This window comes from Geotalea sp. SG265, assembly GCF_022808985.1.
In the GTDB taxonomy this organism is placed as follows: Bacteria; Desulfobacterota; Desulfuromonadia; order Geobacterales; family Geobacteraceae; genus Geotalea.
Window position 1 is genome coordinate 238,050 of record NZ_JAKZFT010000005.1, and the last position, 22,585, is coordinate 260,634.

Here is a 22,585-nt window from a genome sequence, read left to right on the forward strand (position 1 = left end):
GAATTGCGATCGGGAAAAAATATTAGCACTCCTTGCTGCTGAGTGCTAAACATGGGGTAAATATAAACATGGCAGGGGCAAAAATCAAGTCATTAATGGAAAAAAAATCAAGGAAGGAAAGGCTGGGCCCTGGAGGAGGGGGAACTCAGCGAGGTTGGGTCGATTTGCGCCGGGCAAAGATGTCGGTGATGGCATCCGCCATCTGCTTGGCCAAGCCCTTTGCCAGGCGTTGCCGTTCGTCGGTCAGGGTGGAGCGGTCATGCTCGAAAAAAGTTTCAACGGGAAAAAACATCTCAAGGGTAGCATCCCGCTGCTCCATTTCGAAAAGGCGCAGCCGGGCCTTTGCCCGGAGTTCCGTGGAGCAGCAGCCGGAATTCTCGATATAACCCCACAGCTCGCCGGTGATGTAGACCTGCCGGGTCAGCCATGCCGGGTCGATGTCCTTGAGGTCTTCTTTGAGAATATAATACCATTGCACATCGGTGCGGGAGCGGTTCTTGTTCAGATCGTCCACGAAATTGTCGAATACTGCTTCGTAAAAATCCTGCGGGACGAGGCTCTGCGCGAAGGGCACAATGTAAACGATGTTATCTTCCGGTGCCGGATTGAAGGCGGGGGACATGGTAACTTGGCGTCCCGGTGCGCATCCCGCCAGAAGCAGCAGCACTATGGCCAGCAGCAAGACTATCCTTGCTGCCTGCGGAGTTTTGCCCATCACCATTTCCTCTTCGCCAGCTCTTCGGCGTAATGCTTCTGGTAGAGCACTTCCCATTCCCTGCTCCCAGGGACCTTGGGCTGGGAATAGGATGCCAGTTTTTTACGCACGGCCTGGTCGATATCCTCGGCCACTGAGAAGAACCCGGCGATGGAGTCCTTGATGACATTCAGGGCGCGTGCCTCGTCGGGGAAATCTGCCAGGTCGTCCCGCCAGAGTTTATCATAAATTTTGTGGGCAATGTGTGAAATCCTGTCTTCTGAAACCTGCATAGTCACCCCGATTATAGATTAGCAGGCTGTTGAAAAACTGTTGCGGGTCCGATCTGCTGCGTTATCACTCGTTCAAAACCTCAGCGTACAGTGGGTACGCTTCGGCTTTTCGCTCGCTTAAGCCTTGCATCTCGGCCTCCTCTCGACGTTTTTCAACAACCTGTTAGAGGACGATCTTCCGTTCTTTGGCCAGCTTTTCCTTGATCATGCGCAGCATCTTGTGCTGGTCGATGCCGGTCGCTCCGCTCCCCATACTGCGCAGGGTCTGGTCCAGCAGCTGAGCGGCATCTTTTTCCAAAGCTTCTTCTGCCTTAATGTCGGCGGTAACGGCGCTTTTAACGGCATTGAGCGCGGCGGTGCGATCCTGCTTAAGGTCGATGAGCCCGGCTGCCGAGAGGTCCCCCAGTATTTTCTCCGCCATCCTGCCGATCTGGTCTTCCCTGAGTTTCATGGGGCATCCCCTTTTTTTATTGGCTTGGCTCGTTGCAATGGCTTAATGTACCTTATCCTAACAAAAAAGCAACAGATTAGATGCCATCTGAAGAAAGCAGAACGGCAATTCTTCGTTGACCCGAAAGGTGCTGCCTGTTATCTTAAACGTGATTAAGATTGGTGGGAGGATCCTGATATGCTGATAGTGATGAGTTATACTGCCGGTCAGGCGGAGATCGCTGCCGTTGCCGAGGCGGTGGAGGGGATGGGTTACCAGGCGCGTCCGATACCAGGGAGCGAGCGGACCGCCATCGGAGTGCTCGGCAACACCGGTTATGTGGATGATGTGGTGATCCGGGATCTTCCTGGGGTGCAGGAGGTGATTCATGTTTCCAAGCCATACAAGCTCGTCTCCCGGGCCTTCCATCCCCAGAGCAGCGTCATCGACGTCTGCGGCGTCAGGATAGGAGAGGGATGCCCGCCGGTAGTTGCTGCCGGACCCTGTGCCGTGGAAAGCGAGGAGCAGATCGTCAAGACGGCCCTGGCGGTCAAGGCTGCCGGCGCAGTCCTTCTGCGTGGTGGGGCCTTCAAGCCGAGAACCGGGCCCCATACCTTTCAGGGGCTCAGGGAGGAGGGATTGAAGCTTCTGGCCCTTGCCGGCAAGGAGAGCGGGTTACCCATCGTCACCGAGGTGATGAGCCCGGAAAATATCGCTGTCATCGCGGAATATGCCGACCTCCTCCAGGTTGGAGCGAGGAATATGCAAAATTTCGACCTGTTGCGTGAATTGGGGCGGATCAGGAAGCCGGTTCTCCTCAAGCGCGGCATGAGCGCCACCATCGAAGAATTTCTTGCCGCCGCAGAATATATACTTGCTGAAGGAAACCCGAACGTCATCCTCTGCGAGCGGGGCATCCGCACCTTCGAGACCGCCACCCGCAATACCTTGGATCTGTCGGTGGTGCCGCTTATCAAGGAAATGTCCCATCTGCCGATCATGGTCGATCCTTCCCATGCCACGGGCAAACGTGCCCTGGTTGCTCCCATGGCCAAGGCGGCACTGGTTGCGGGTGCCGACGGCATCCTCGTTGAGGTCCACCCCGAGCCGGAAAAGGCCCTCTCCGATGGCCCCCAGTCACTGACTTTCCAGGGGTTCGACCGGCTGATGGATGAGGTGGTCAAGCTGAGGCAGTTCCTAGGCTTCCCCGGCTGAAAAAGCCCCTTGATTTATTCGATGGAGCGGGATAACATTACCTCAAAACTTAGTTTCTCTCTGCCCTGCTCGTGAGGTTTTTAAAGCCCCTGCGGAATAATCATTGAATGGGCGCCTTTTTAAGCTGTGGTGTGCTGCCCCTTTGCGGGAATTGCCTGAAGCAGCATAAAGGAGCCCACCTGTTAGGGAACTCGCTGTGAGGCCCCCGACCAACGGCATGGTGGAGAGATAGTAAAAACGGGAAGTTCCGACGGAGCTTCCCGTTTCTGCTTTTGGAAGGTCGTTCATTGCCCAGTGGCTTTTTCGTGGTAAACATGATACGTTGCCCTCTCATTTCCACCTGAGGCTGGTGCCCTATCGTGAACGATCAAACCGTTACCCGCACCTATTCCCGCTATGCATTGGCGCTTCTTCTGGCGGTCAACCTGCTCAACTACATCGACCGCCAAGTGCTCTACGCGGTCTTCCCCCTGATTAAAACCGATCTGCGGCTTTCTGACACTGAGCTCGGCCTTCTCGGCAGCTCCTTCATGCTTTGCTACATGCTTTCGGCGCCATTTTTCGGCCGGATAGGCGATCGAGGGAATCGGATTCACTTGGCATCCCTCGGCTTGGCTACCTGGAGCCTGGCGACGGGGCTGGCGGGATTTGCCCCTGGTTATCGCACGCTTCTTACCGCCAGAACCGTCGTCGGCATTGGCGAGGCCAGTTTCGGCACCGTCTCACCAGGGCTGCTTTCCGATTTCTTTGCAAAGGAGCGGCGGGGTAGGGTGCTGTCCTATTTCTATCTGGCCATTCCGGTGGGAAGCGCCTTGGGCTATCTGCTGGGGGGGGTGATCGGCCAAAGGCTCGGCTGGCATGCCGCTTTCCTGCTGGTGGGGGTGCCGGGGCTGCTTCTGGCCCTGCCGGTTCATTTTCTCCGTGACCCCCGAAAGGGTAAAGGCTCCCCGGCCGACGATAGGAGCGGAGAGCCCAATGCCTTCGCCACCTTGGCTCGGAACCGCTCATTCGTCATTGCCACTTTGGCCATGGCGGCGATGACCTTTGCCATTGGCGGGCTTTCCCAGTGGATACCTTCCTTTTTCAATCGGGTCCATCACCTGGACGTGGAGCGGGCCAACACCCTGTTCGGGGCCATTACGGTGCTGGCAGGGATAACCGGTACCCTGGCGGGGGGATGGCTGGGGGACCGGCTGCAGAAGAAGAACAGCAAAGGGTACCTGCTTATCTCCGGCTGGGGCTTCGTCATCGGGACGCCGCTGGCTGTTGCCGCCATCATGGCTTCTTCGCTTGTAACCGCCCTTGCCACCATCTTCGTTGCGGAATTTTTTCTCTTCTTCAACACCGGCCCCCTCAATACGGTGCTGGTCAACGTAACGAAGCCCACACTCCGGGCTACGGCCTTTGCCGTCAACATTTTCTTCATTCATGCTTTGGGGGATGCCTTTTCGCCGACCATACTCGGTTTCTTCTCCGACCTCTGGGGCATCCGTTCGGCACTGCTCATCGCACCGGCAGCTATTGTCATCGCGGCTTTTTTCTGCTTCTTCTGTACTCCTTATATCGATGCAGATATGCGGCAGGCAGGTGACTGATGATTTACCGGCTGCTCCGTGTGGTGTTCTCCTTTTACCTGCGCATCTTTCACCTGCTGCAGATCAAGGGAAGGCAGCATCTGCCGGCCAATGGGCCGCTGATCCTCTGTGCCAACCACAGCAGCTATTTCGACTCAATGCTGCTTGCCCTCTGCACCAACCGCCAGGTCCACTTTCTTATCTACCAGTCTTTTTATCACCACCCGCTGCTGGGGTGGTTCATCAGAAAATGCGGCGCCATTGCCGTTACCCAGAGCGGCAACGACAATGAGGCAATGGGACGGGCTTTGGCAGTCCTCAGAGATGGAGGGATCATCGGCATCTTTCCCGAGGGGAGGTTGAGTTTGACCGGTATACCCAACGAGGCGAAACCGGGGGCGGCTCTTCTGGCATTGGCAAGCGGCGCACCGATTGTGCCGGTTACCATACGGGGTGCTCATGTCGTTTTCGGCAAGGGGAAAAAGAGACCTTCACCCGGATCAATCATGGTCGATATTCATACTCCAGTTTATCCGGACCGGTTGAAGCGAAAGGATAAGACGTATCTGCGGGCCGTTACCGATCAGGTGATGGGGCGAATCGAACGGAGACTTGCAGCATATCGGCGAAAGGGCTTGCTGCGAGCAGTGAAGGGCCGGCCAGGTCATCCAGCCGGGACCAGCGGTAGAACAGGAGGATAAACCGGTATGACGGAAAATCCGCAACAGACCCTGCTGAGGGTTTTTGGCTACAAGTCGTTCCGTCAGCCGCAAGAGGAGATCATCGAAGGGCTGATCGCCGGTCGTGATGTCTTTGTCATAATGCCCACCGGTGGGGGCAAGTCCCTGTGCTACCAGATACCCGCCTTGCACCGGGCTGGTGTGGCCATCGTGGTGTCGCCACTCATATCGCTGATGAAGGACCAGGTGGATGCCCTCCAGGCCAATGGGGTACGGGCGGAGTGCTACAATTCCTCTTTGACTGAGGCGAAAGCCCGCCAGGTGCTGGCTCAGTTGCATGATGGGACGCTGGATCTGCTCTATGTGGCGCCTGAGCGGCTTATGTCCGATGCATTCCTGGAGCGGCTGCAGGATATGGCGATAGCCCTTTTTGCCATTGACGAAGCTCACTGTGTTTCCCAATGGGGGCATGATTTCCGCCCCGAGTATGTGCAGCTCGGGCGTTTACGGCAGCTGTTTCCGCGCATTCCCCTAATCGCCCTTACGGCCACTGCCGACTCCCAGACCAGACAGGACATCATCGAGCGCCTGGGCTTGCAGAAGGCTGCCTGTTACGTGGCGGGGTTCGACCGCCCTAATATCCGCTACCTGGTGACGGAAAAGCACAAGCCCTTCGATCAGTTGCGGATGTTTCTGTCGAGCCGCCAGCCCGGGGAGCCTGGGATCGTCTATGCTCTGAGCAGGAAGCGGGTCGAAGAGGTGGCGGCGCGTCTGGTTCAGTCGGGCATTGCCGCCGCTCCTTACCACGCCGGACTTGCTGACCGGGAGCGGTCCCAGGTGCAGGAGGCTTTTCAAAAGGACGAGCTGCAGGTGGTGGTGGCGACGGTTGCCTTCGGCATGGGGATCGACAAGTCCAATATCCGTTACGTTGTCCACTACGATCTGCCGAAAAACATCGAGAGCTACTACCAGGAGACCGGACGTGCAGGGCGGGACGGTCTGCCAGCAGAGGCGCTGCTGCTGTTCGGTTATGGCGACATTGCCATTGCCCGGGGACTGATTGAAAACGGCACCAATGAGGAGCAGAAGCGGATCGAGCTGCACAAGCTCAATGCCATGGTCGGTTTTGCCGAGGCGGTCACCTGCCGGCGGCGGGTCCTGCTTGGCTATTTCGGGGCGTCCCTCGATCATGATTGCGGCAACTGCGATGTCTGTCTAGATCCGCCGGAGCGCTACGATGCGACGGTGGAGGCACAAAAGGCCCTGTCCTGCGTCTATCGGGTCGGACAGCGCTTCGGCATGGGACACGTCATCGATGTGCTGCGTGGCGCCGACAACCAGCGCATACGCTCGCTGGGCCACGACCGGCTTTCCACCTACGGCATCGGCAGGGATATGTCTGCGGACCTGTGGGGGAGCATCATACGGCAACTGGTGCACCTGGGGTATCTGGAGCAGGATCTGGCTTCCTATTCGGTGCTGAAGCTGACGACCGCGGCTCGTGGCCTGTTGCGCGGCGAAGAACGGCTGGTCCTGGCCCGGCCGCGCCATAAACAGGTGCCTGCCAAAAAAGTGGGACGGGACAAGGTGGAGCGGCCCCGGGACGAAGGGCTTTTCCAGGCGCTGCGCGCCCTGCGCAAGCGCCTGGCGGACGAGGCTGGGGTGCCTCCCTTTGTCGTCTTCAGCGATGCGACTCTTACGGAGATGGCCGCGGCCAGACCGGTGGATGCTGAGGGGCTGCTTGCAGTGAGCGGCGTGGGAGTGCACAAGCTGGGGCGCTACGGAGAGGAGTTCCTGACGGTGCTTCAGGAATACGCAGCTGGCATCGCTCCTGCCTCAGCGTAAGAGGCGGCTGCCGCGACTTCGTCCATTCGTTCCGTCGCCACAGCTGCGGACCTTGCACTGTCTCACCCATCCATTGTCTGATTTCCAAATGCCGGCACTTAGAAGCTTTGTTCACTGACCGGCGGGTGTCCGCTTGCCGCTGTCGCTCTGTCACTCTCTACCGAAGCCATGGCAGCTGCTTGTCCGGCTTGAGCGACAAAAAAGCCCCCGCTACCTGACGGAAACGGGGGCTTTTTGCGGATGAGCAGCTGCGGGTCTACTCGACGCGGAAGGCTACGAAGAGCGACATATCTCCCCGGCGCAGCAGCATGCGCATGACGGCGCCTTTCTTGTGGCTGCCGACCGCCTTGTCATAATCGCCGACGCTGGTGATTTTGCTGCCGTTGATTTCGCGGATGATGTCACCCCTGGCGATGCCGGCCTGTTCAGCGCTGCTGTCGGGCTTGACGTCGGTTATGACGACGCCGTTCTGCTCCTTGATACGCAGCTTCGCCGCCAGCTCCTTGTTCAACTCCCTGACTGTAATACCCAGCCTCTCCTGACTCACGCCGACCTGGTCTCCCTCTTCACCATCCTTCAACCGCTCCACCTTCACGGCCAGCTCTTGGGGCTGTCCTTCCCGCAGGATCCTGACGGTAATCTTCTTGTCAACTGGGGTTGCCGCGACTAGGCGGGGCAGCTCGTTCATCTCATGGATGGCCCGGCCATTAAACTCGAGAATAATGTCTCCGGCTTTTATACCCGCCTTTTCCGCAGGTCCGTCCTTGATCACTTCAGCAACGAGAGCCCCCTTCTCTCCTTCGAGACCGAAAGACTGGGCCAAATCAGGCGTAATCGGCTGGATGGAGACGCCGATCCAGCCCCTGGTCACCTTTCCCTTTTCCTTAAGCATGGGGATGATGTTTTTTGCCATATTTACCGGAATGGCAAAGCCGATCCCCTGTCCGCCCGCAACGATGGCAGTATTGATGCCGATCACTTCACCCTGGGTGTTGAAGAGCGGCCCGCCGGAGTTGCCGGGATTGATGGAGGCGTCGGTCTGGATGAAATCATCATAGGGGCCGCTGCCGATGACCCTTCCCTGGGCACTGACGATGCCGGCGGTTACCGTCTGCGAGAGCCCGAATGGATTGCCGATGGCCATGACCCATTCGCCGATTTCGATGGTGTCGCTGTCGCCGAGGGGGGCAACCGGCAGGTGGTCCTTCGCCGATATCTTCAGCAGGGCCAGATCGAGTTTTTCATCGGTTCCCTTGATCTCCCCCTTGAATTCGCGTCCGTCGGAGAGCTTGACCTTGATCTCGTCGGCTTCGGCCACCACATGGTTATTGGTGATGATGTAACCTTCGTCGCTGATGATGAAGCCTGAACCGAGGCTTTTCTGTTTGTAGGGATGCTGCTGGGACTCATCGAAAAAGCGGTCAAAGAAATCTTGAAACGGATCATTGCCGAAAGGACTGTTGAACGGCCGTTGAAAGCGACGTTGGGGCTTGATGGTTTTGGCGGTGCTGATATTTACAACAGTGGGTTTCAGCTTCTTTGCCAGGTCCACAAAATCGGGAAGGGTCGGTTTTGCCGAGGCAACGCCGCAGAGCATGACCGACATGGCAAGGGAGCAGGTGAGGAGTGAGAACAGTCTCGATGGTCGACAGTGCATAGAGATTCCTCCTGAAGAATATTCAAACCCTGGTAAAGATAGTAAGCCCGGTGGGCGTTGTCAACCTCCGGGCAGATTTTCACAAGGGGGGAATCAGAGCTGGGGAAGGGGAAGAAATACGGTAAAGGTACAACCGTTTCCCGGCAGGGAAAAAAGCTCTACCCTGCCGCCGTGGGCTTCGCTCAGGGCGCGAACCAGGGATAGACCCAGACCGCTGCCGCCGTCATTGCGGTTTCGTGCCTTGTCTACGCGGTAGAACTGCTCGAAGACGTGGGGAATATCGGCCTGGGGGATACCCGGTCCTGTGTCGGTCACCGAGATCTTCGCCCAACCGGGTTCCGAATCGATGGCAATGGATATCCTGCCATCGCACGGGGTGTACTTTATGGCGTTCTCAACCAGGTTGAGAAATATCTGCCGCAATCGTGCCGGATCTCCGGAGACCATGAAAGAACCGGCATTGGACAGGTTCAGGACGATCCTTTTCTCTTTGGCCCCGGGGGCAGCTTTGGTGCAGATATCCTGCAGCAACTCGTACAGTTCCACCGGTACCGGGTTTAGGACGAGTTTACCCTCTTCGGTGCGTGACAGTTCCAGCAGATCGCCGATGATGTCGGACATGCGGTTGATTTCTTCCATGTTGCTTTTGAGGATTTTTTTCAACTCCTCTGCATCCCCGCCCCAGCGGATTCCCACCTCAGTCTCCCCCCGCAGGATCGTCAGCGGGGTGCGCAACTCGTGTGAGACATCCATGGAGAACTGTCTTGTACGGTTAAATGCATTCTCCAAGCGATCGAGGGTCATGTTGAAGGTCTTCGCCAACCTGCCAATCTCGTCGTTGGGATTAAGGACTTCCAGTCGATGACTGAGATTTTCCGCGCTGATTTTTTGGGCACTGGTGGTGATGAGTTCTACCGGTTTCAGGGCGCGGCCGGCGAGAAACCAGCCCGCATACCAGAGCAGCATCAAGGCGAGGGGGATCGAGACGGCGAAAATAACCAGCAGCTTCTCCAGAATATCGCTGGCGTAATCCAGGAGCGTCCCCACCTGGACAACCTGGACCATGTGCCCTTTTTCCATGACGGGCATGGTAATGGTGCGAATGGGATAGTGCAGGAGGTTGCTGTGGGTATGGTATGTACTCTTGCCGATTCCGGCGAGCATGAGCGAAGCCTTGTCCAAGGGGAGGGAGATACTCTGCAGATTGGTCGAACTGGAGAAGACCTTGCCTTCGGCGTCGGATATCTGCACGAATTTGTCGGCCACATTGGGGCCAATGAAATCTTCGAGAATCTGGTCGAGAACGCTTGGTGCCGATTTGCGAAAAGGCTCCAGGGTCGGGCTGGCCACTGCTTCTGCAATGGCCAGCAACCCCCGGTCGACTTCTGCGTAAAGCCGGTTACTGATGGTCAGATAAATGAACGTACTGAACAGAAGGAGGATTAACGCTAATGTTACCAGATACCACAGTGTCAGTCTGAAGCGGATTGATCTGAAAAAAAACAACTGATCAATCCTCCTCTTTGAGGATGTATCCGACTCCTCTCACAGTATGGATGAGTTTCTTGTCTGCATCGCGATCGATCTTCTTGCGCAGATAATTGACATAGACATCGATGATATTGGTGAAACTGTCGAAGGTGTAATCCCAGACGTGCTCGGCAATCATGGTCCGGGTCAGTACTTCGTGGGGGTTGCGCATGAAGTATTCGAGCAAACCGTATTCCTTGGCGGTGAGATCGATCTCCTTGTCCTTGCGCCAGACCTTGTGGGTGACCGGGTCGAGACGCAGGTCGGCGAAACGTATTTCGGCGCCACGATCCTGTTCGCTCCGGCGCAGCAGTGCTCTGACCCTGGCCAGGAGTTCGGCAAAGGCGAACGGCTTGGTCAGGTAATCGTCCGATCCCGAATCCAGGCCGGCGACGATGTCTTCTACCGAGTCTTTGGCGGTGAGCATGAGGACCGGAGTGGTGTTTTTCTGGCTTTTAAGCTCCTTGAGCACACTCAGCCCGTCCATCTTGGGGAGCATCCAGTCGAGGATGAGCAGGTCATAGTTCTTTTCCATGGCCATCTTAAGCCCTTCCTCTCCGTCGCCGGCAGTGATCACCTCATACTGCTCCTCTTCCAGGCCACGCTTGATGAAACTCAAAACTTTCTTCTCGTCTTCCACTACCAGAATTCTCATGATTGCTCCCTCTCTTTTAATTTTTTCTGCTGTCACTGCAATCCTGCGTTAGATGTTAGTCTTTAATGCCGGTTTCGAATCTTTTCAGGATTTCGGCGGCAGATTCCTCAACCGACTTGTTCGTTACGTCTATGACCTGCCACTGTGGGTGTTTCCGGTAAATCTTGCGGCAGAAGCCCAGTTCTTCCTCGACTCTCTGGTAATCAGCATAGCTGCCGCGCGGGCTTTGCCTCATGTTGCGCAGCCGCGCCGTGCGGATATCCACCAGCCGCTGGGCATCTATGATCAGTCCGACTATCCTGTTATTATCCAGCTGATAAAGCTCCGGCGGCGGTTCTATTCCCAATACCAACGGTACGTTGGCCACCTTGTACCCCTTGTGAGCCAAATACATGGACAGTGGAGTCTTGGATGTCCTTGATACCCCCACCAGCACGATGTCCGCCTTGTACAGGTTTCTCGGCTCCTGGCCGTCATCCTGTTTGACGGTGAAATCCACCGCCTCCATCCGCTTGTAGTACTCGCTGTTGAGCTGGTAGAGCAGCCCCGGTTCCTTTTGGGGCTGAATACCCAACAGGTTGGCCAACCGGTACAAGAGCGGCGTGATCAGGTCGATTGCTTCCAGCTGGCGAATCTGCGCCTCGCTGTGCAGATACTGGGCGAGCTCGTTATCGACCAGGGTGTAGAAGATGACTCCCGGTTGTTTGGCCGCCTCGTCCAGAGAGTGGCTGATGTCTTCGCGGGTTCGCAGCCGGCTCATGCGGTGGAGTTTAACGTCCACGTTCCTGAACTGCATCAGTGCCGCCCGTACGACCCGCTCAACCGTTTCCCCCGTTGCGTCGGAAAATAGGTAAATTCTCTGCATGTGATTGTTCCGCCGAATGTTTTTTAACTATATCGGCATAGTTTCAAAATTCATTAGATATATACCATGATTTTAATAATACGCAAAAAAATAATTAAAACAACCTAAATTCATTGAGGATTTTCTCCCGGGTTTCCGCGGAGGACGCCAGGGCGGCGGCGGTCAGCGCCAGCGCCTTTGCCCCTTCGACAACGGCTTCCTGCCCCTGTGGGGAAACTGTCGCTCTGGCAAATGCTTCGGTATGAATATGCAGGCCGGGGCCGATGGGTACATGGGGGTGGATTGTCGGCACAACCTGGGAAACGTTGCCGATGTCCGAAGAGCCCCTGTTCCTGTCAGCCGGGGCATGTGCTTCGTTCAGTCCGAGGAAGGCCAGCTGCTCCGAGTAAAGGGCGGAGAACGCCCTGTTGACCTTCATCGGGGCCAGGACCCGCTCGTCGGCGTCCATCTCCAACCCGCAACCCGTGGCTTCTGCAGCGCCCCGGGCACAATTTTTCACTCGTTCGAGGGCGCGCAGCAGTTCTGCGCTCTCTTCGGCCCGCACGTAAAAGTAGCAGGAGGCTCTCTCCGGGACCAGATTCGGTGCGGTTCCCCCTTCGGTGATGATACCATGAACCCGCACATCCTGGCGCAGCTGCTGGCGCAGGGCATTGATGCCGTTGAAGGTTAGAAGGACTGCATCCAAGGCGTTTATTCCCTCTTCGGGATAGGCCGAGGCATGGGCGGCACGGCCGAGGAAGGTGAAGCGTATCCTTGCCAGTCCCAAGGACATCTTGATGACCTGCCGTCTGGAGGAGGGATGGACCATCATGGCGAAATCGACCCGGTCGAAGGCCCCGTGCCTGATCAATTCGAACTTGCCGATACCCAGTTCTTCGGCAGGAGTGCCGAGGACGACTATGGTGGCTGCATCTTCGGGCAATGCCTGGCGAAGGGCAAGGGCAGCGCCGATGGCGGCAGCGGCAATGATGTTATGGCCGCAGGCCTGCCCCAGAGCAGGGAGTGCATCCATTTCGGCCAGGATGGCGATAGCCGGAGAACCGGTGCCCCAAGCGGCACGAAAGGCCGTAGCCATTCCGGATATGCCACGTTCGATCCTGAAGCCGCTCACGGCTAGTTTATCGCTGAGCAGTGCAGAGGTCTTGAACTCGCCAAGGCCTGTTTCCGGGTTATGGAAGAGTTCAGCGGCGATTGCGGTCAGCTCGCTTTTGCGGTCATCCACAGCATCGACGATGATTTGTTTGACCGCAGTCATGGGGGAACTCCAAGGATATTCTAATGAAAGCTACACCGTTACCTCGCCGTTTGTCAAGGTTTTTATTGCTATTGGTTCTGATATTCTGCTAGGTTAGCTTTTTTGTTGTCCTGCCGAAGACTCGGCAAAATCTAAATACAAGGGAGTACAGGCAGTGGATACTGTTTGGACAGAAATTTCATGCGAGGTGCCGGAGTCCATGGTGGACCTCCTGGCCGATTTCCTGGTCGAACTCTCCGGGAACGGCGTCAGCATAGAGAACCTTTCCCTCGATACCTTTTCCCTGGACACCATCGATGATTCTCCGGTGAAGACTGTGAAGGCCTATTTTGCGCCCGACGTCGCCCTGGAAGGACACCTGGAAACCATCGGCGCCTTTTTGCTTGCCCATGGTCCCGAATTTGCCGGCTTCGCCTTTAAAAGCCCTACAGTCAAAGCGATCAATGCCGAGGACTGGGCCAATAACTGGAAGAAATATTTCAAACCGGTGCGTATTGGTTCGCGGCTGGTGATAAAGCCGACCTGGGAGGAGTATGCGGCAGGCTCCGACGACCTGGTCCTCACGCTCGATCCCGGCATGGCGTTCGGCACCGGCGCCCATCCGACCACCAAGATGTGCCTGGAGGTGCTGGAGAGCATTTTTCTGGGCGAAGGGGCGTTTCACGATGCCGCGACTGCCGCTCCTGCAACAGTGCTGGACGTGGGTACCGGCTCGGGCGTATTGAGCATTGCCGCGGCCAAGCTGGGGGCGGAGCGGGTAATGGCCATCGATATCGATGCCGATGCGGTCATCGTTGCCGAGGAAAATGCGGCGCTTAATGACTGCCTCAATGTAGTTCATCTTTCGACAACACCGCTGCAGGCGGTGAAGGGCCGTTTTGCCCTGGTCCTGGCTAACATTCTGGCCGAGGAACTGGTGCGTCTTGCCGGTGAGCTGGCAGCCAAGGTGGCCCCGGCCGGTTATCTCGTTCTTTCCGGCATTCTCTGCGAAAAGGAGCGTTTTGTCCTCGACGGCTTTGCCCCCTGCTCCCTCAAGTTGATGGAGGTCCGTCGCGAAGGGGAATGGTGCTGCATTGCGCTCCGTAAGGAGCCGTGCTAGTGCGCAGGTTCATGGTCGATAAACGGGATATCGGTGAGGTCGATGCCGTCATTACCGGTTATCTCCACAGGCACATGGCAAAAGTCCTGCGTCTCAAGCCGGGCGCCAGGGTGATATTGGCCGATGGAGAGGGGGGAGAATACGAAGGGATCATCGACTCGCTGGATGCAGCAAGTCTGCGCATAGGCATTGTCCGGCAGATTCCTGTCCAGGAGGGCGAATTGGGGCCGCGGATCACCATTTATCAGGGGTTGCCCAAAGGGGACAAGCTGGAGCTGATCCTGCAGAAATGCACAGAACTGGGGGCGGCGGAGATAGTACCCTTTGTCGCAGGCCGTTCCATTGTCCGGATCAATCCCCAACGGGGTGCCAGTCGCGTGGAACGCTGGCAGAAGATCGTCGCCGAGGCAGCCAGACAGTCCCGGCGGATGACGGTGCCCGGGGTGATCCTGGCTGATGACCTTTCACAGGTATTGCAGCTCGCCCGCCATTCTGTTAAGCTGCTGCTCTGGGAAGAAGAGAAAACAAACCATCTCAGGGATGTCCTGACGGGGCTGCCGGCACCTGGTGACATCGGCGTTCTTATCGGCCCTGAAGGGGGCTTCTCACCGGAGGAGGCGGCTGCTGCATCTGCTGCCGGGTTCGTTCCCGTTTCCCTAGGTAAAAGGATTGTCAGAACCGAAACCGCCAGCTTAGCCATTCTTTCCATTCTGCAGTACCAATGGGGCGATCTGGGGTAAGCGTTGAATACCGCCGCGCAATTGCGGGAAAACGGTGTCCTCGCCGGCCAATCATAAGGAGCGTAAAGTAATGAAGTGTCCCAAATGCGGTTATAACAGCTTCGAGTTTCTGGACCAGTGCAAGAAGTGCGGCAACGACCTGGTGTCTTTCAAGGTGAGCAAGGGTATTCGTTCAGTCCTCGCTCCCGTCGAGGAGCGGGTTGTGGGCCCTGTTGCGGCTGGGATTGTGTCTCCCGGCGCACAAGCCGGACAGAGCATCCCGCTGCCTGAGGATGAGAACTTCAGTTGGGAAGAGCCGGCCGTTGAGACGAACCCCTCTGCGCCGGGGGAGGAGGCAGGGATGGCGGAGTTTTCCTTCGGTGAACCTGCTTCGGAAAGTGAGCCGAGCCTGGACGACCTCCTGGAGCCCAGTGCTACTCTGGAAAGAGCGACGGCTCCCGGTGGGGAGGGCGCGAAAGCACCGGCCGGTGGCCTTGCTCCGGGATTTGGAGGCGCGCCGGGCGAATTTGAAATGGAGGATCTCTTCGCAGAGGCTCCCCAGGGGAAAAAAGAGGAGCAAGCGGAGTCTCAACAGGCAAAGGCGCCGACGGACGGTCTTGATGGAGATTTCGACTTTCTTTTCAGTGAAGAGGAGAAAAAATAGAGAACAAGTGGTTGCTACTGGAGAATTTCCAGCAGCTCCGCGGCGAATTCCTTCTTCTGCCAGCACTTCAGGTTAGGTATTGCCGCCAGGGATTCCGGACTGTCGGGTGCGGTATCGGCGAGTGCTTCCAGGAGACTGTTGTTGGCGATGATGCCCACCCCGATCCCCAATTCTGCTGCTTTTGATTCCCGCCATTCCTTAAGCCTTTTCAGGCGGGCTTCCTGATAGCGATCCCTGATGACCCGCGCCGTGGCAGGAAAGTGTGGCAGCCTGGCAACCGGGATCGCAGCTCCCTTTGCCACAACCTTGAGAATTTCCCGCCCCAGGCTATCGACCAGCTTCGGCGTCAGTCCCGGGATGCCCTTCAGGTCGGCCAGGGTCCGCGGCTGCAGCTCGGCCAGTTCGCGTAAGGGCTCGTTGCCGACGATGCGGAACGGGGGAACATCCTTTTTCTGAGCCTTTTCATCCCGCATGCGCAGCAGTTCCTCAAGTACCGCCAATGCCCGCGGTTTCAGTTTGGCCGCCCCCTTGAAACGAAGGAAGAGCGGCTCGTGATCCCGCGAGGCCGCCCTGACGCAGGAGACAAGTTCCGACTCCTCCTCGACCCATTCCAGCCGCCCCTTGGCGCGCAGCTCCTCTGCGAGCTGCTGGTAGAGCTTGATCAGCAGCGCCGTGTCCATCTTGGCATACTCGATCATTTCCGCTGAAAAGGGGCGTTTGCTCCAGTCCGCCTTCTGGTACTTCTTGTTCAACTCCACCCCGAAGCGTTTTTTCAGGGCAGCCGCCAAACCGACCTCCTTTTCGCCGAGGAACTGGCAGGCAATCATGGTGTCGAAGAGATTGCACACCTCAAGCCCGAAATCCCGATAGAGGGAGCGCATATCGTAGTCGGCACCGTGAAAGACCTTTCGTATGCTTCGGTCGGCCAAAAGCGGAGCGAGGGGTGCCAGGTCCACCGGGGTCAGGGGGTCGATGAGTGCCGTCTGGGAAAGATTCGATACCTGGATCAGGCAGACTTTTTCCGTGTAGTGATGGAGGGAGTCCGCTTCCAGGTCGAATGCAAGGACCTGCTCGCCGCGAAGTTGCTCTATCAGCTGGTTCAGCGCCCGCTGGTCCTCGATTATACCCTTTGCAGGTGAAGTGCCTATTGATTGGTTGTGCAAGGTGAATCCGCCATTTCTGCATCTGCTAAATGCTGCTGAAGTGAAGGGGGGCGATCAGCCAATATCGGCCAGTGCCGCGATGGTTTTTTCCATCTCCTCCCGGGTGCCGATGGAGATGCGCAGCCCGTGGCCCAGATTCGGGTCGGCAAAATGACGAACGAGAATCTTCCTGTCAAATAGCCCCTGGTAGACCCTTTCGCCGTTTCGGTCCGGAGGCGTGGCAAAGACGTAGTTGCCGTGGGATGGAATGACGGTATAGCCAATTTTTTCCAGCTGTTCGGTGAACCATTGCCGTGTTTCCCGGATTTTTTTCACTGTTTCCCGGAGATATTCCTGGTCACCAAGGGCTGCGACCGCTGCCGCCTGGGCAAGCCGGTCAAGATTATAGTGATCCCGGATCTTGTCCAGAGCGGCGATGACCTGTGGCCGTGCAATGGCCAGCCCAAGGCGCATGCCGGCCAGGGAATAGCTTTTGGAAAAGGATCGGGTTACCACCACGTTGTCGTATTTGTGGACCAGTTCCAGTGATGTCGTCCCGGCAAAATCGGCATAGGTCTCGTCGATGACCAGCATGCCGGAAACGCGTCCAGCCAGCTCTTCCACGTAGGTCTGGCTGAAGGTGAAGCCTAAAGGCGCGTTGGGATTTGTGAGAAAAAATATGCGACCTTCATAGATATGTGGAAAATCCTTGATTTTCCAATCGTCAGTGAGTCCGAATGTCTTTACCTGTGCCCCCTGGATCTCTGCCAGCGTCCCATAATAGGAATAGGAGGGGTAGACAAAGGCGATCTCGTCTCCATCGTCGGCAAAGGCCCGGATCAGGTTGTTCAGCACCTCGTCGGAACCGTTGGCCATGATGACCCATTCGGGGGGAAAGCCGTAAAGTTTGGCGGCCGCCTCCCGCGCTGCCCGGCTGGCAGGCTCCGGATAGCGTTTCAATCCTTCTCCCGCCTCGGCGATGATTGCTTCAATCACCTTTGGCGATGGCGGGTATGAATTTTCGTTGGTGTTCAGCTTGATATAAGCGGCCGGATCTTCCGGCTGATAGCCGGGAACATAGCCGGGCATGGTGGCGATGTTTTTACGCAGCTTGATCATGTCAACTCCATTCTTTGTCTCGCTCAATATTCCTGCAGGATTTCATAGGTGGTGGTGCGCCGTGCGGGGGTGAAGCCGGCTCCTACGATGAGCTCAATCATTTCTTCTTTGGACATGCGGAAGCTGCACCCGGCGGCGGCGACGACATTTTCTTCCAGCATGGTTCCACCCAGGTCGTTGGCGCCGAAAAAAAGGGCGACTTGGGCGACTTTCGCTCCCTGGGTAACCCAGCTACCCTGGACATTGGCGATGTTGTCGAGGACGATCCTGGACAGGGCAAGGACCTTGAGGTATTCGACACCGGTTGCGGTCGTTCCTCCCAGCTCCGTATTTCCCGGCTGATACGTCCAGGGAATGAAGGCGGTGAAGGTGCCTCCCTGTGACTGGAGTTCGCGGATCCGGAAGAGGTGCTCGACGATGTCCTCGGCCTGCTCACAGCTGCCGAACATCATGGTGGCGGTCGTCGGCATGCCGAGCCGGGCCGCCTCAGCCATTACCGCCGCCCACTGCTGCCAGCCGATTTTTTTCGGCGAAATCTGCCGGCGTACGCTGTCAACGAGAATTTCCGCCCCGCCCCCCGGAATCGAGTCCAGCCCGGCCCGGTGCAGCCGCTCCAGTGTTTCGCGAACGGTCAGGCCGGAGAGGGAGGCGATGTGGGTCACTTCCGCCGGAGACAGGGAGTGGTTTTGCACCTGGGGAAAGCGTTTTTTGATGCCGGTAAAGAGCTTTTCGAAAAAGGCGATTCCCAGCTCGGGGTGGAGCCCCCCCTGCATGAGAAGCTGCGTTCCCCCCTGCTCCACCAGCTCGGCGATCTTGGCGAAGATTGCCTCTTCCTCCAGCAGGTAGGCATCGCCGGCATCCTTCGTGCGATAGAAGGCGCAGAATTTACACTGGGACTCGCAGATGTTGGTGTAATTGACGTTCCGATCCACGACGAAGGTGACGCGGTTCTCAGGATGGAGACGGCGGCGGATGCCGTCGGCAAGCCGTCCCAGTTGCAGCAGCTCTCCTTCTTGCAGCAGCCGCAGGGCCTCTTCCCTGGTGATCGGTTGTTGCGCCGCTATTTTCCCGGTGATTTCTCTCAACATTGTAACCTATCCTGAAGATAGCGCAGCTACCATTCAGTAAGTGCGCAGCTCGTTGTAAAGGGTATCCCGCTCGACCGGTTCCCGCCCGGCTTTTCGGATGAGGGTAATGATGCCGTCACGGCTCATGGCCTGTGGCGAGAGCGCCCCGGCATCATGGCCGATCTTTTCTTCGACCACGGTTCCGTCCAGGTCGTTGACGCCGAAGGAGAGGGCCACCTGGGCGACCTTCTCTCCCAGCATCACCCAGTAGGCCTTGATATTGTCAAAATTATCCAGGTAGATGCGTGACACGGCCAGTGTTTTCAGGTCATCGATACCGGTTGTCCCCTTGCCTTTGGTCACTGTGAGAGGCGAGTTTTCGGGCTGGAAGGCGAGGGGGATGAAGACCTGGAATCCACCGGTACGGTCCTGGAGTTCCCGCAGCCGGCGCATGTGGTCAACCCGGTCGGCGTAGCTTTCCAGATGGCCGTAGAGCATGGTGGCGTTGGACTTGAGCCCGGCCCGGTGCACCTCCTCCATGACTGCAAGCCACCGCTCTCCCGAGATCTTTTCCGGGCAGAGTTGCTGGCGGATGTTTTCACTGAATATCTCTGCGCCGCCACCGGGCAGGGAGCCGAGACCGGCTTCCTTTAGCCTGGCCAGGGTTTCCCCGATGGAGCAGTCGCAGAGCCGGGCCAGGTAATCAATCTCCACCGCGGTAAAGGCCTTGACGTGCAGCGATGGGGAGACCTCACGGACCGTCCTCAGCATCTCCAGGTAAAAGTCGAAGGGGAGGTCGGGGTGCAGACCACCGACGATGTGAATTTCCGTTGCTCCCTGCTGCAGGGCTTCAACAGCCCGGTTCCTGATCTCGTCCAGGTCATAGAGATATGCACCAGGTTGATCGGCAGTGCGGACGAATGCGCAGAACTTGCAACGGTTGACGCAGATATTGGTGTGGTTGATGTGCCTGTTGACGTTGAAAAAGACCCTGCGGCCGTTTCTCCGTTCATTGGCCAGGCCGGCAAGCTCACCGAGAGTAAGAAGATCATGGCTTTCGAAGAGGTGGAGCGCTTCTTCCTCGCTGATGCGCTGGTCATCCCGCACCTTCTCGGTTATGGCAGCCATGGATATCATTGCTTATCCTTCTCCGTTTCTCCCCAGCGGCTGAAGAGGTCATGTTGCAGCCCTGCCCGGTCCAGTATCCTGCCGACAACGAAATCGATCATGTCGCCGACGGTTCGGGGGTGGTGATAGAAGGCGGGCATGGCCGGTATGATGGCGGCTCCCATGCGGGAGAGCCTGAGCATGTTCTCCAGGTGGATTTCGTTGAGCGGAGTCTCGCGTGGCATGAGGATCAGCGGCTTTCCTTCTTTGAGCGTTACATCAGCGCACCGCTCGACAAGGTTGCCGGAATTGCCGCAGGCGATGCGCGAAAGGCTTCCCATGCTGCATGGCGCGACGATCATGGCCCCTGCCGCAGCTGAACCGCTGGCAATTGGGGCGAGGAAATCATCTTCGGCATAGTAGTCCAACCGGTCCGCACCCACCCTGAAATGAGCACGCAACTGCGCTGCGATCTCAACCGGGCTGCCGTGCCAGTCCAGGGAACATTCCTCCTTCAGTACGGCAAAGCCGGCCCTGGATATGAGCAGCGTTACCCGGGCACCGCTTTTCAGGATTTCTTCCACCGTCCGCAGGCCATAGATCGCCCCGGAGGCGCCGGTTATGGCAAGGGTATATGAGCGGGGAGTCATACCGCTCCTTTCAGTAGCATGTCGAGCAGCGTAAAGATGAATATGACGACGCTGATATAGCCGTTCATGTTGAAAAAGGCGGCATCGAGCCTGGTCAGATCCCCCTTGCGCAGCAGCCAGTGCTCGTATCCCGTCAGCAGTATTGTTATCACCAAGCCGAGCAGGAAGAAGGTTCCCAAATTTGCAGTGACGTACAGAACTGCGAGAAGGGCGATCATCATGAGGTGCAGAAACCGTGCAAGCCACAGGGAGCCGCCTATCCCTAGGGCGACGGGGATGGAGTGCAGGCCGCTGGCACGGTCGAAATCCAGGTCTTGCAGGGCGTAAAGGATATCGAAACCGGCTACCCAAACCAGCACTGCCAGAGCCAGCAGTATGGGGGAAGGGCTGATGCTGCCAGTGATGGCGATCCAGGCGCCGAGGGGGGCGGCGGCCAGGCAGAGTCCGAGCACCATGTGGGCCAGAGCGGTAAAGCGCTTGCAATAGGAATAGAGCACCAGGAAGAAAAGGGCGATGGGTGAGAGACGTAAGCACAGAGGGTTGAGCATTCGTGCCGCCCAGAGCAGGAGTGCGAGGGAAATGGCGATGAACAGAGCTACCAGCCCCTTGCTCAGCAGGCCTGCCGGGATGGCGCGCCCCCTGGTGCGAGGATTACGACCGTCAATTTCGGCGTCAATCAGTCGATTCAGACTCATTGCCGCAGTGCGGGCGCCGACCATTGCCATAAGAATCCAGAATGCCTGATAGGGGGAGGGTAACCCACGCGCTGCCAGCACCGCTCCGGTGAAAGCAAAGGGGAGCGCAAAGATGGTGTGGGAGAACTTGATCATCTCCAGAAAGATGCCGATTTTTCTCCACACGCTTCCTTGTTGTCGCTTAATCTCTATGGATTCATTGCTAGCCATTTCAGTACCGCCGATTTTTCATAATCCGGGATCACTGACCGCAAGAGCCGGGTCGATCAACTCCACGTCATGCATTGCAGATTTTCTTCCGCTTTTCAGAAAGTGTGCTGGCAGGTCAGACGTCACTGTGGAGAAGAAGGGCAAGGGGTAATTTTTAGCACTTCGTCGGAGATATGACAATGTTTTTCTTGGCTTTTGCGGCAGCGATCAAGGGGAGATGGCCGCCCCCGGGATGGCATAGGGGCTGTAAGTGAGGCAGAAACGGCGCTTTTTCAGTTGACAAAGAAACCGTAAAACGATACAAGGAAAGTCTTGTCGGGATGTAGCGCAGCCTGGTAGCGCACCTGCTTCGGGAGCAGGGGGCCGCTGGTTCGAATCCAGTCATCCCGACCATAATAAAGACAAGAAAAGGGGTTCCTTCGGGAGCCCCTTTTTTGTTTCCGGGAGGGTGTTTCCCTGTCCTCCTCTGGTCCATGATGGCACTTTCCTTACGTTTTCTCGGAATCTGTCGTCTGGGATTCACCGGCCATTAGGCATCCGCAGGCCGACAGTTAACAGATTGTGCCAATTTTCCAGTGGCCTCCGGACTTTCCGGTCCTGCTCCAGTTCGTCCGCTACGCCTATCACGTAGATCACTCTATTGCGTTTTCCGCTGCGCGTAAACGGCAGGAACAGATTTTCCAAAACGTCAGCTGTCGAAAAAACGGAGTGCCCTGGAAAAGAAAGCCGAAATATGCACCCCGCCTTCGGTCAAGGCCAAGAAAGCCTGCTTGTTTCTTTTCCGTTCCAAGACAGACCTTGGCACAATTTATGCGGTAAGGACATCAATAGCCATCGGTATCGAAGACTTTCGTATGCAAAAAGCCAATGGTTACTGAAATTTTCCATTAAACCATTGGGAATCTACTTCTCAGGGTTTTAACGGAAGTTTGCGCTATTGAACTAATGAGGCATGTATCTATAAATTTTATGTACTAAGGGTAGGTCACCATGGGGAAAACAATTGCGCGGAAGGTCAGAGGGGTTAGTTTTCGGACGAAGTTAACCTTGATAGCTGCTTTTACCATCCTCTTGAGCACGTTCATTTATAACGGATTGTATGGGCCACAAAGCCTAATGGCCGGCAGCGTCGTCAAGACATTTGCCTTTACTGCCGATTCCGAGGGGTGGGCCGGCAATGGCGGGACAAGCACTACCGACACTAACGTGACTACCGGTGGTAACCCTGGTGGCGCAATTCAAACAAGACTCGCGGGAAGAAACAAGGCCAACGCAACTGCGGGATGGACCCTTACCGGCGTTACCTGGGAGTCTCTTGGTGTTCCTGCCGGATCAATCATCACCTCGGTCAACGCAGCATATGATTGGAAATGCTCTGAATATACTTTAGGGGATCCCCTATCTGAATCTGGAAATTTTG

The 22,585-nt window shown here is 56.9% G+C and carries 21 protein-coding genes, 1 tRNA gene and 1 other RNA gene; 9 read left to right on the forward strand and 14 right to left on the reverse strand.

What is annotated here, in order from left to right:
- Positions 1 to 145 precede the first annotated feature (145 nt).
- The 3 genes from ML541_RS08360 to ML541_RS08370 all read right to left on the reverse strand — a co-directional run bounded on the left by ML541_RS08360 (position 146) and on the right by ML541_RS08370 (position 1,438).
- The gene (locus ML541_RS08360; RefSeq protein ID WP_243372255.1) at positions 146 to 715 is read right to left on the reverse strand and encodes a hypothetical protein; all 570 of its coding nucleotides are present in this window, start codon (positions 713 to 715) and stop codon (positions 146 to 148) included.
- Positions 715 to 987: a DUF507 family protein gene (locus tag ML541_RS08365; protein WP_243372256.1), complete on the reverse strand. Its 273-nt coding sequence runs from the start codon at positions 985 to 987 to the stop codon at positions 715 to 717. The genes ML541_RS08360 and ML541_RS08365 overlap by 1 nt, the downstream gene beginning before the upstream one ends.
- A 163-nt stretch (positions 988 to 1,150) precedes the next feature.
- Positions 1,151 to 1,438 carry a DUF507 family protein gene (locus ML541_RS08370; RefSeq protein ID WP_243372257.1) on the reverse strand — a complete coding sequence of 96 codons (288 nt, stop codon included), beginning with the start codon at positions 1,436 to 1,438 and terminating at the stop codon, positions 1,151 to 1,153.
- A 177-nt stretch (positions 1,439 to 1,615) separates the two neighbouring features.
- On the opposite strand from ML541_RS08370, the gene aroF reads away from it, so the two are divergent.
- The 5 genes from aroF to recQ all read left to right on the forward strand — a co-directional run bounded on the left by aroF (position 1,616) and on the right by recQ (position 6,731).
- Positions 1,616 to 2,632, forward strand: coding sequence for a 3-deoxy-7-phosphoheptulonate synthase (gene aroF, locus ML541_RS08375; protein WP_243372258.1), 1,017 nt, complete (start codon positions 1,616 to 1,618; stop codon positions 2,630 to 2,632).
- 54 nt (positions 2,633 to 2,686) lie between these two features.
- Positions 2,687 to 2,863, forward strand: a non-coding RNA gene (gene ssrS, locus ML541_RS08380) — 6S RNA.
- Positions 2,864 to 2,991: 128 nt separating this feature from the next.
- Positions 2,992 to 4,227 carry an MFS transporter gene (locus ML541_RS08385; protein WP_243372259.1) on the forward strand — a complete coding sequence of 412 codons (1,236 nt, stop codon included), beginning with the start codon at positions 2,992 to 2,994 and terminating at the stop codon, positions 4,225 to 4,227.
- On the forward strand, positions 4,227 to 4,907 hold the full coding sequence (locus ML541_RS08390; RefSeq protein ID WP_243372260.1) for a lysophospholipid acyltransferase family protein: 681 nt from the start codon (positions 4,227 to 4,229) through the stop codon (positions 4,905 to 4,907). The genes ML541_RS08385 and ML541_RS08390 overlap by 1 nt, the downstream gene beginning before the upstream one ends.
- A gap of 6 nt (positions 4,908 to 4,913) precedes the next feature.
- The gene (gene recQ, locus ML541_RS08395; protein WP_243372262.1) at positions 4,914 to 6,731 is read left to right on the forward strand and encodes a DNA helicase RecQ; all 1,818 of its coding nucleotides are present in this window, start codon (positions 4,914 to 4,916) and stop codon (positions 6,729 to 6,731) included.
- A gap of 256 nt (positions 6,732 to 6,987) precedes the next feature.
- Here recQ and ML541_RS08400 read toward each other — a convergent pair whose 3' ends face one another.
- The 5 genes from ML541_RS08400 to ML541_RS08420 form a co-directional block, all read right to left on the reverse strand.
- Positions 6,988 to 8,388: a DegQ family serine endoprotease gene (locus ML541_RS08400; RefSeq protein ID WP_243372264.1), complete on the reverse strand. Its 1,401-nt coding sequence runs from the start codon at positions 8,386 to 8,388 to the stop codon at positions 6,988 to 6,990.
- A 93-nt stretch (positions 8,389 to 8,481) separates the two neighbouring features.
- Positions 8,482 to 9,894, reverse strand: a complete 1,413-nt coding sequence (locus ML541_RS08405; RefSeq protein WP_243372266.1) for an ATP-binding protein — start codon at positions 9,892 to 9,894, stop codon at positions 8,482 to 8,484.
- 4 nt (positions 9,895 to 9,898) lie between these two features.
- Positions 9,899 to 10,573 (reverse strand): response regulator transcription factor, encoded by a 675-nt coding sequence (locus ML541_RS08410; protein WP_243372268.1) that lies wholly within the window; start codon positions 10,571 to 10,573, stop codon positions 9,899 to 9,901.
- A gap of 55 nt (positions 10,574 to 10,628) precedes the next feature.
- The gene (locus ML541_RS08415; RefSeq protein ID WP_243372270.1) at positions 10,629 to 11,438 is read right to left on the reverse strand and encodes a pyruvate, water dikinase regulatory protein; all 810 of its coding nucleotides are present in this window, start codon (positions 11,436 to 11,438) and stop codon (positions 10,629 to 10,631) included.
- A gap of 94 nt (positions 11,439 to 11,532) precedes the next feature.
- The gene (locus ML541_RS08420; protein WP_243372271.1) at positions 11,533 to 12,693 is read right to left on the reverse strand and encodes a M20 family metallopeptidase; all 1,161 of its coding nucleotides are present in this window, start codon (positions 12,691 to 12,693) and stop codon (positions 11,533 to 11,535) included.
- A gap of 154 nt (positions 12,694 to 12,847) precedes the next feature.
- Between ML541_RS08420 and prmA the strand changes: the two genes are divergently transcribed.
- From prmA to ML541_RS08435, 3 genes are all read left to right on the forward strand, one after another.
- Entirely contained in the window at positions 12,848 to 13,792 is a 945-nt protein-coding gene (gene prmA / locus ML541_RS08425) for a 50S ribosomal protein L11 methyltransferase (RefSeq protein ID WP_243372272.1), read from the forward strand.
- Positions 13,792 to 14,532, forward strand: coding sequence for a 16S rRNA (uracil(1498)-N(3))-methyltransferase (locus tag ML541_RS08430; protein ID WP_243372273.1), 741 nt, complete (start codon positions 13,792 to 13,794; stop codon positions 14,530 to 14,532). The genes prmA and ML541_RS08430 overlap by 1 nt, the downstream gene beginning before the upstream one ends.
- A 70-nt stretch (positions 14,533 to 14,602) precedes the next feature.
- Positions 14,603 to 15,175 (forward strand): hypothetical protein, encoded by a 573-nt coding sequence (locus tag ML541_RS08435; RefSeq protein WP_243372274.1) that lies wholly within the window; start codon positions 14,603 to 14,605, stop codon positions 15,173 to 15,175.
- 14 nt (positions 15,176 to 15,189) lie between these two features.
- Here ML541_RS08435 and ML541_RS08440 read toward each other — a convergent pair whose 3' ends face one another.
- The 6 genes from ML541_RS08440 to ML541_RS08465 are packed head-to-tail and all read right to left on the reverse strand — an operon-like array spanning position 15,190 to position 21,165.
- Positions 15,190 to 16,338, reverse strand: coding sequence for an HRDC domain-containing protein (locus tag ML541_RS08440; protein WP_243372275.1), 1,149 nt, complete (start codon positions 16,336 to 16,338; stop codon positions 15,190 to 15,192).
- 54 nt (positions 16,339 to 16,392) lie between these two features.
- Positions 16,393 to 17,436, reverse strand: coding sequence for a histidinol-phosphate transaminase (gene hisC / locus ML541_RS08445; protein WP_243372276.1), 1,044 nt, complete (start codon positions 17,434 to 17,436; stop codon positions 16,393 to 16,395).
- A gap of 23 nt (positions 17,437 to 17,459) precedes the next feature.
- Positions 17,460 to 18,524: a cyclic dehypoxanthinyl futalosine synthase gene (gene mqnC, locus ML541_RS08450; protein WP_243372277.1), complete on the reverse strand. Its 1,065-nt coding sequence runs from the start codon at positions 18,522 to 18,524 to the stop codon at positions 17,460 to 17,462.
- A gap of 33 nt (positions 18,525 to 18,557) precedes the next feature.
- Complete coding sequence (mqnE, locus tag ML541_RS08455) at positions 18,558 to 19,640, reverse strand: aminofutalosine synthase MqnE (protein WP_243372278.1); 1,083 nt, start codon at positions 19,638 to 19,640, stop codon at positions 18,558 to 18,560.
- The gene (locus ML541_RS08460; RefSeq protein WP_243372280.1) at positions 19,637 to 20,260 is read right to left on the reverse strand and encodes a flavin prenyltransferase UbiX; all 624 of its coding nucleotides are present in this window, start codon (positions 20,258 to 20,260) and stop codon (positions 19,637 to 19,639) included. The genes mqnE and ML541_RS08460 overlap by 4 nt, the downstream gene beginning before the upstream one ends.
- Positions 20,257 to 21,165, reverse strand: coding sequence for a 4-hydroxybenzoate octaprenyltransferase (locus ML541_RS08465; RefSeq protein ID WP_243372282.1), 909 nt, complete (start codon positions 21,163 to 21,165; stop codon positions 20,257 to 20,259). The genes ML541_RS08460 and ML541_RS08465 overlap by 4 nt, the downstream gene beginning before the upstream one ends.
- Positions 21,166 to 21,481: 316 nt before the next feature.
- Here ML541_RS08465 and ML541_RS08470 point away from each other — a divergent pair.
- Positions 21,482 to 21,558 (forward strand) — tRNA-Pro (locus ML541_RS08470).
- Positions 21,559 to 22,585: the final 1,027 nt, after the last annotated feature.

Excerpts from the sequence above, each read along its gene's own strand:
- ML541_RS08410 (WP_243372268.1), bottom strand. The coding sequence starts at position 10,573 with ATGAGAATTCTGGTAGTGGAAGACGAGAAGAAAGTTTTGAGTTTCATC.
- mqnC (WP_243372277.1), bottom strand. The coding sequence starts at position 18,524 with ATGTTGAGAGAAATCACCGGGAAAATAGCGGCGCAACAACCGATCACC.
- ML541_RS08460 (WP_243372280.1), bottom strand. The coding sequence starts at position 20,260 with ATGACTCCCCGCTCATATACCCTTGCCATAACCGGCGCCTCCGGGGCG.
- recQ (WP_243372262.1), top strand. The coding sequence starts at position 4,914 with ATGACGGAAAATCCGCAACAGACCCTGCTGAGGGTTTTTGGCTACAAG.
- aroF (WP_243372258.1), top strand. The coding sequence starts at position 1,616 with ATGCTGATAGTGATGAGTTATACTGCCGGTCAGGCGGAGATCGCTGCC.
- ML541_RS08415 (WP_243372270.1), bottom strand. The coding sequence starts at position 11,438 with ATGCAGAGAATTTACCTATTTTCCGACGCAACGGGGGAAACGGTTGAG.
- ML541_RS08370 (WP_243372257.1), bottom strand. The coding sequence starts at position 1,438 with ATGAAACTCAGGGAAGACCAGATCGGCAGGATGGCGGAGAAAATACTG.
- mqnE (WP_243372278.1), bottom strand. The coding sequence starts at position 19,640 with ATGATATCCATGGCTGCCATAACCGAGAAGGTGCGGGATGACCAGCGC.
- ML541_RS08420 (WP_243372271.1), bottom strand. The coding sequence starts at position 12,693 with ATGACTGCGGTCAAACAAATCATCGTCGATGCTGTGGATGACCGCAAA.
- ML541_RS08435 (WP_243372274.1), top strand. The coding sequence starts at position 14,603 with ATGAAGTGTCCCAAATGCGGTTATAACAGCTTCGAGTTTCTGGACCAG.
- ML541_RS08365 (WP_243372256.1), bottom strand. The coding sequence starts at position 987 with ATGCAGGTTTCAGAAGACAGGATTTCACACATTGCCCACAAAATTTAT.
- hisC (WP_243372276.1), bottom strand. The coding sequence starts at position 17,436 with ATGATCAAGCTGCGTAAAAACATCGCCACCATGCCCGGCTATGTTCCC.
- ML541_RS08360 (WP_243372255.1), bottom strand. The coding sequence starts at position 715 with ATGGGCAAAACTCCGCAGGCAGCAAGGATAGTCTTGCTGCTGGCCATA.
- ML541_RS08400 (WP_243372264.1), bottom strand. The coding sequence starts at position 8,388 with ATGCACTGTCGACCATCGAGACTGTTCTCACTCCTCACCTGCTCCCTT.
- ML541_RS08465 (WP_243372282.1), bottom strand. The coding sequence starts at position 21,165 with ATGGCTAGCAATGAATCCATAGAGATTAAGCGACAACAAGGAAGCGTG.
- ML541_RS08390 (WP_243372260.1), top strand. The coding sequence starts at position 4,227 with ATGATTTACCGGCTGCTCCGTGTGGTGTTCTCCTTTTACCTGCGCATC.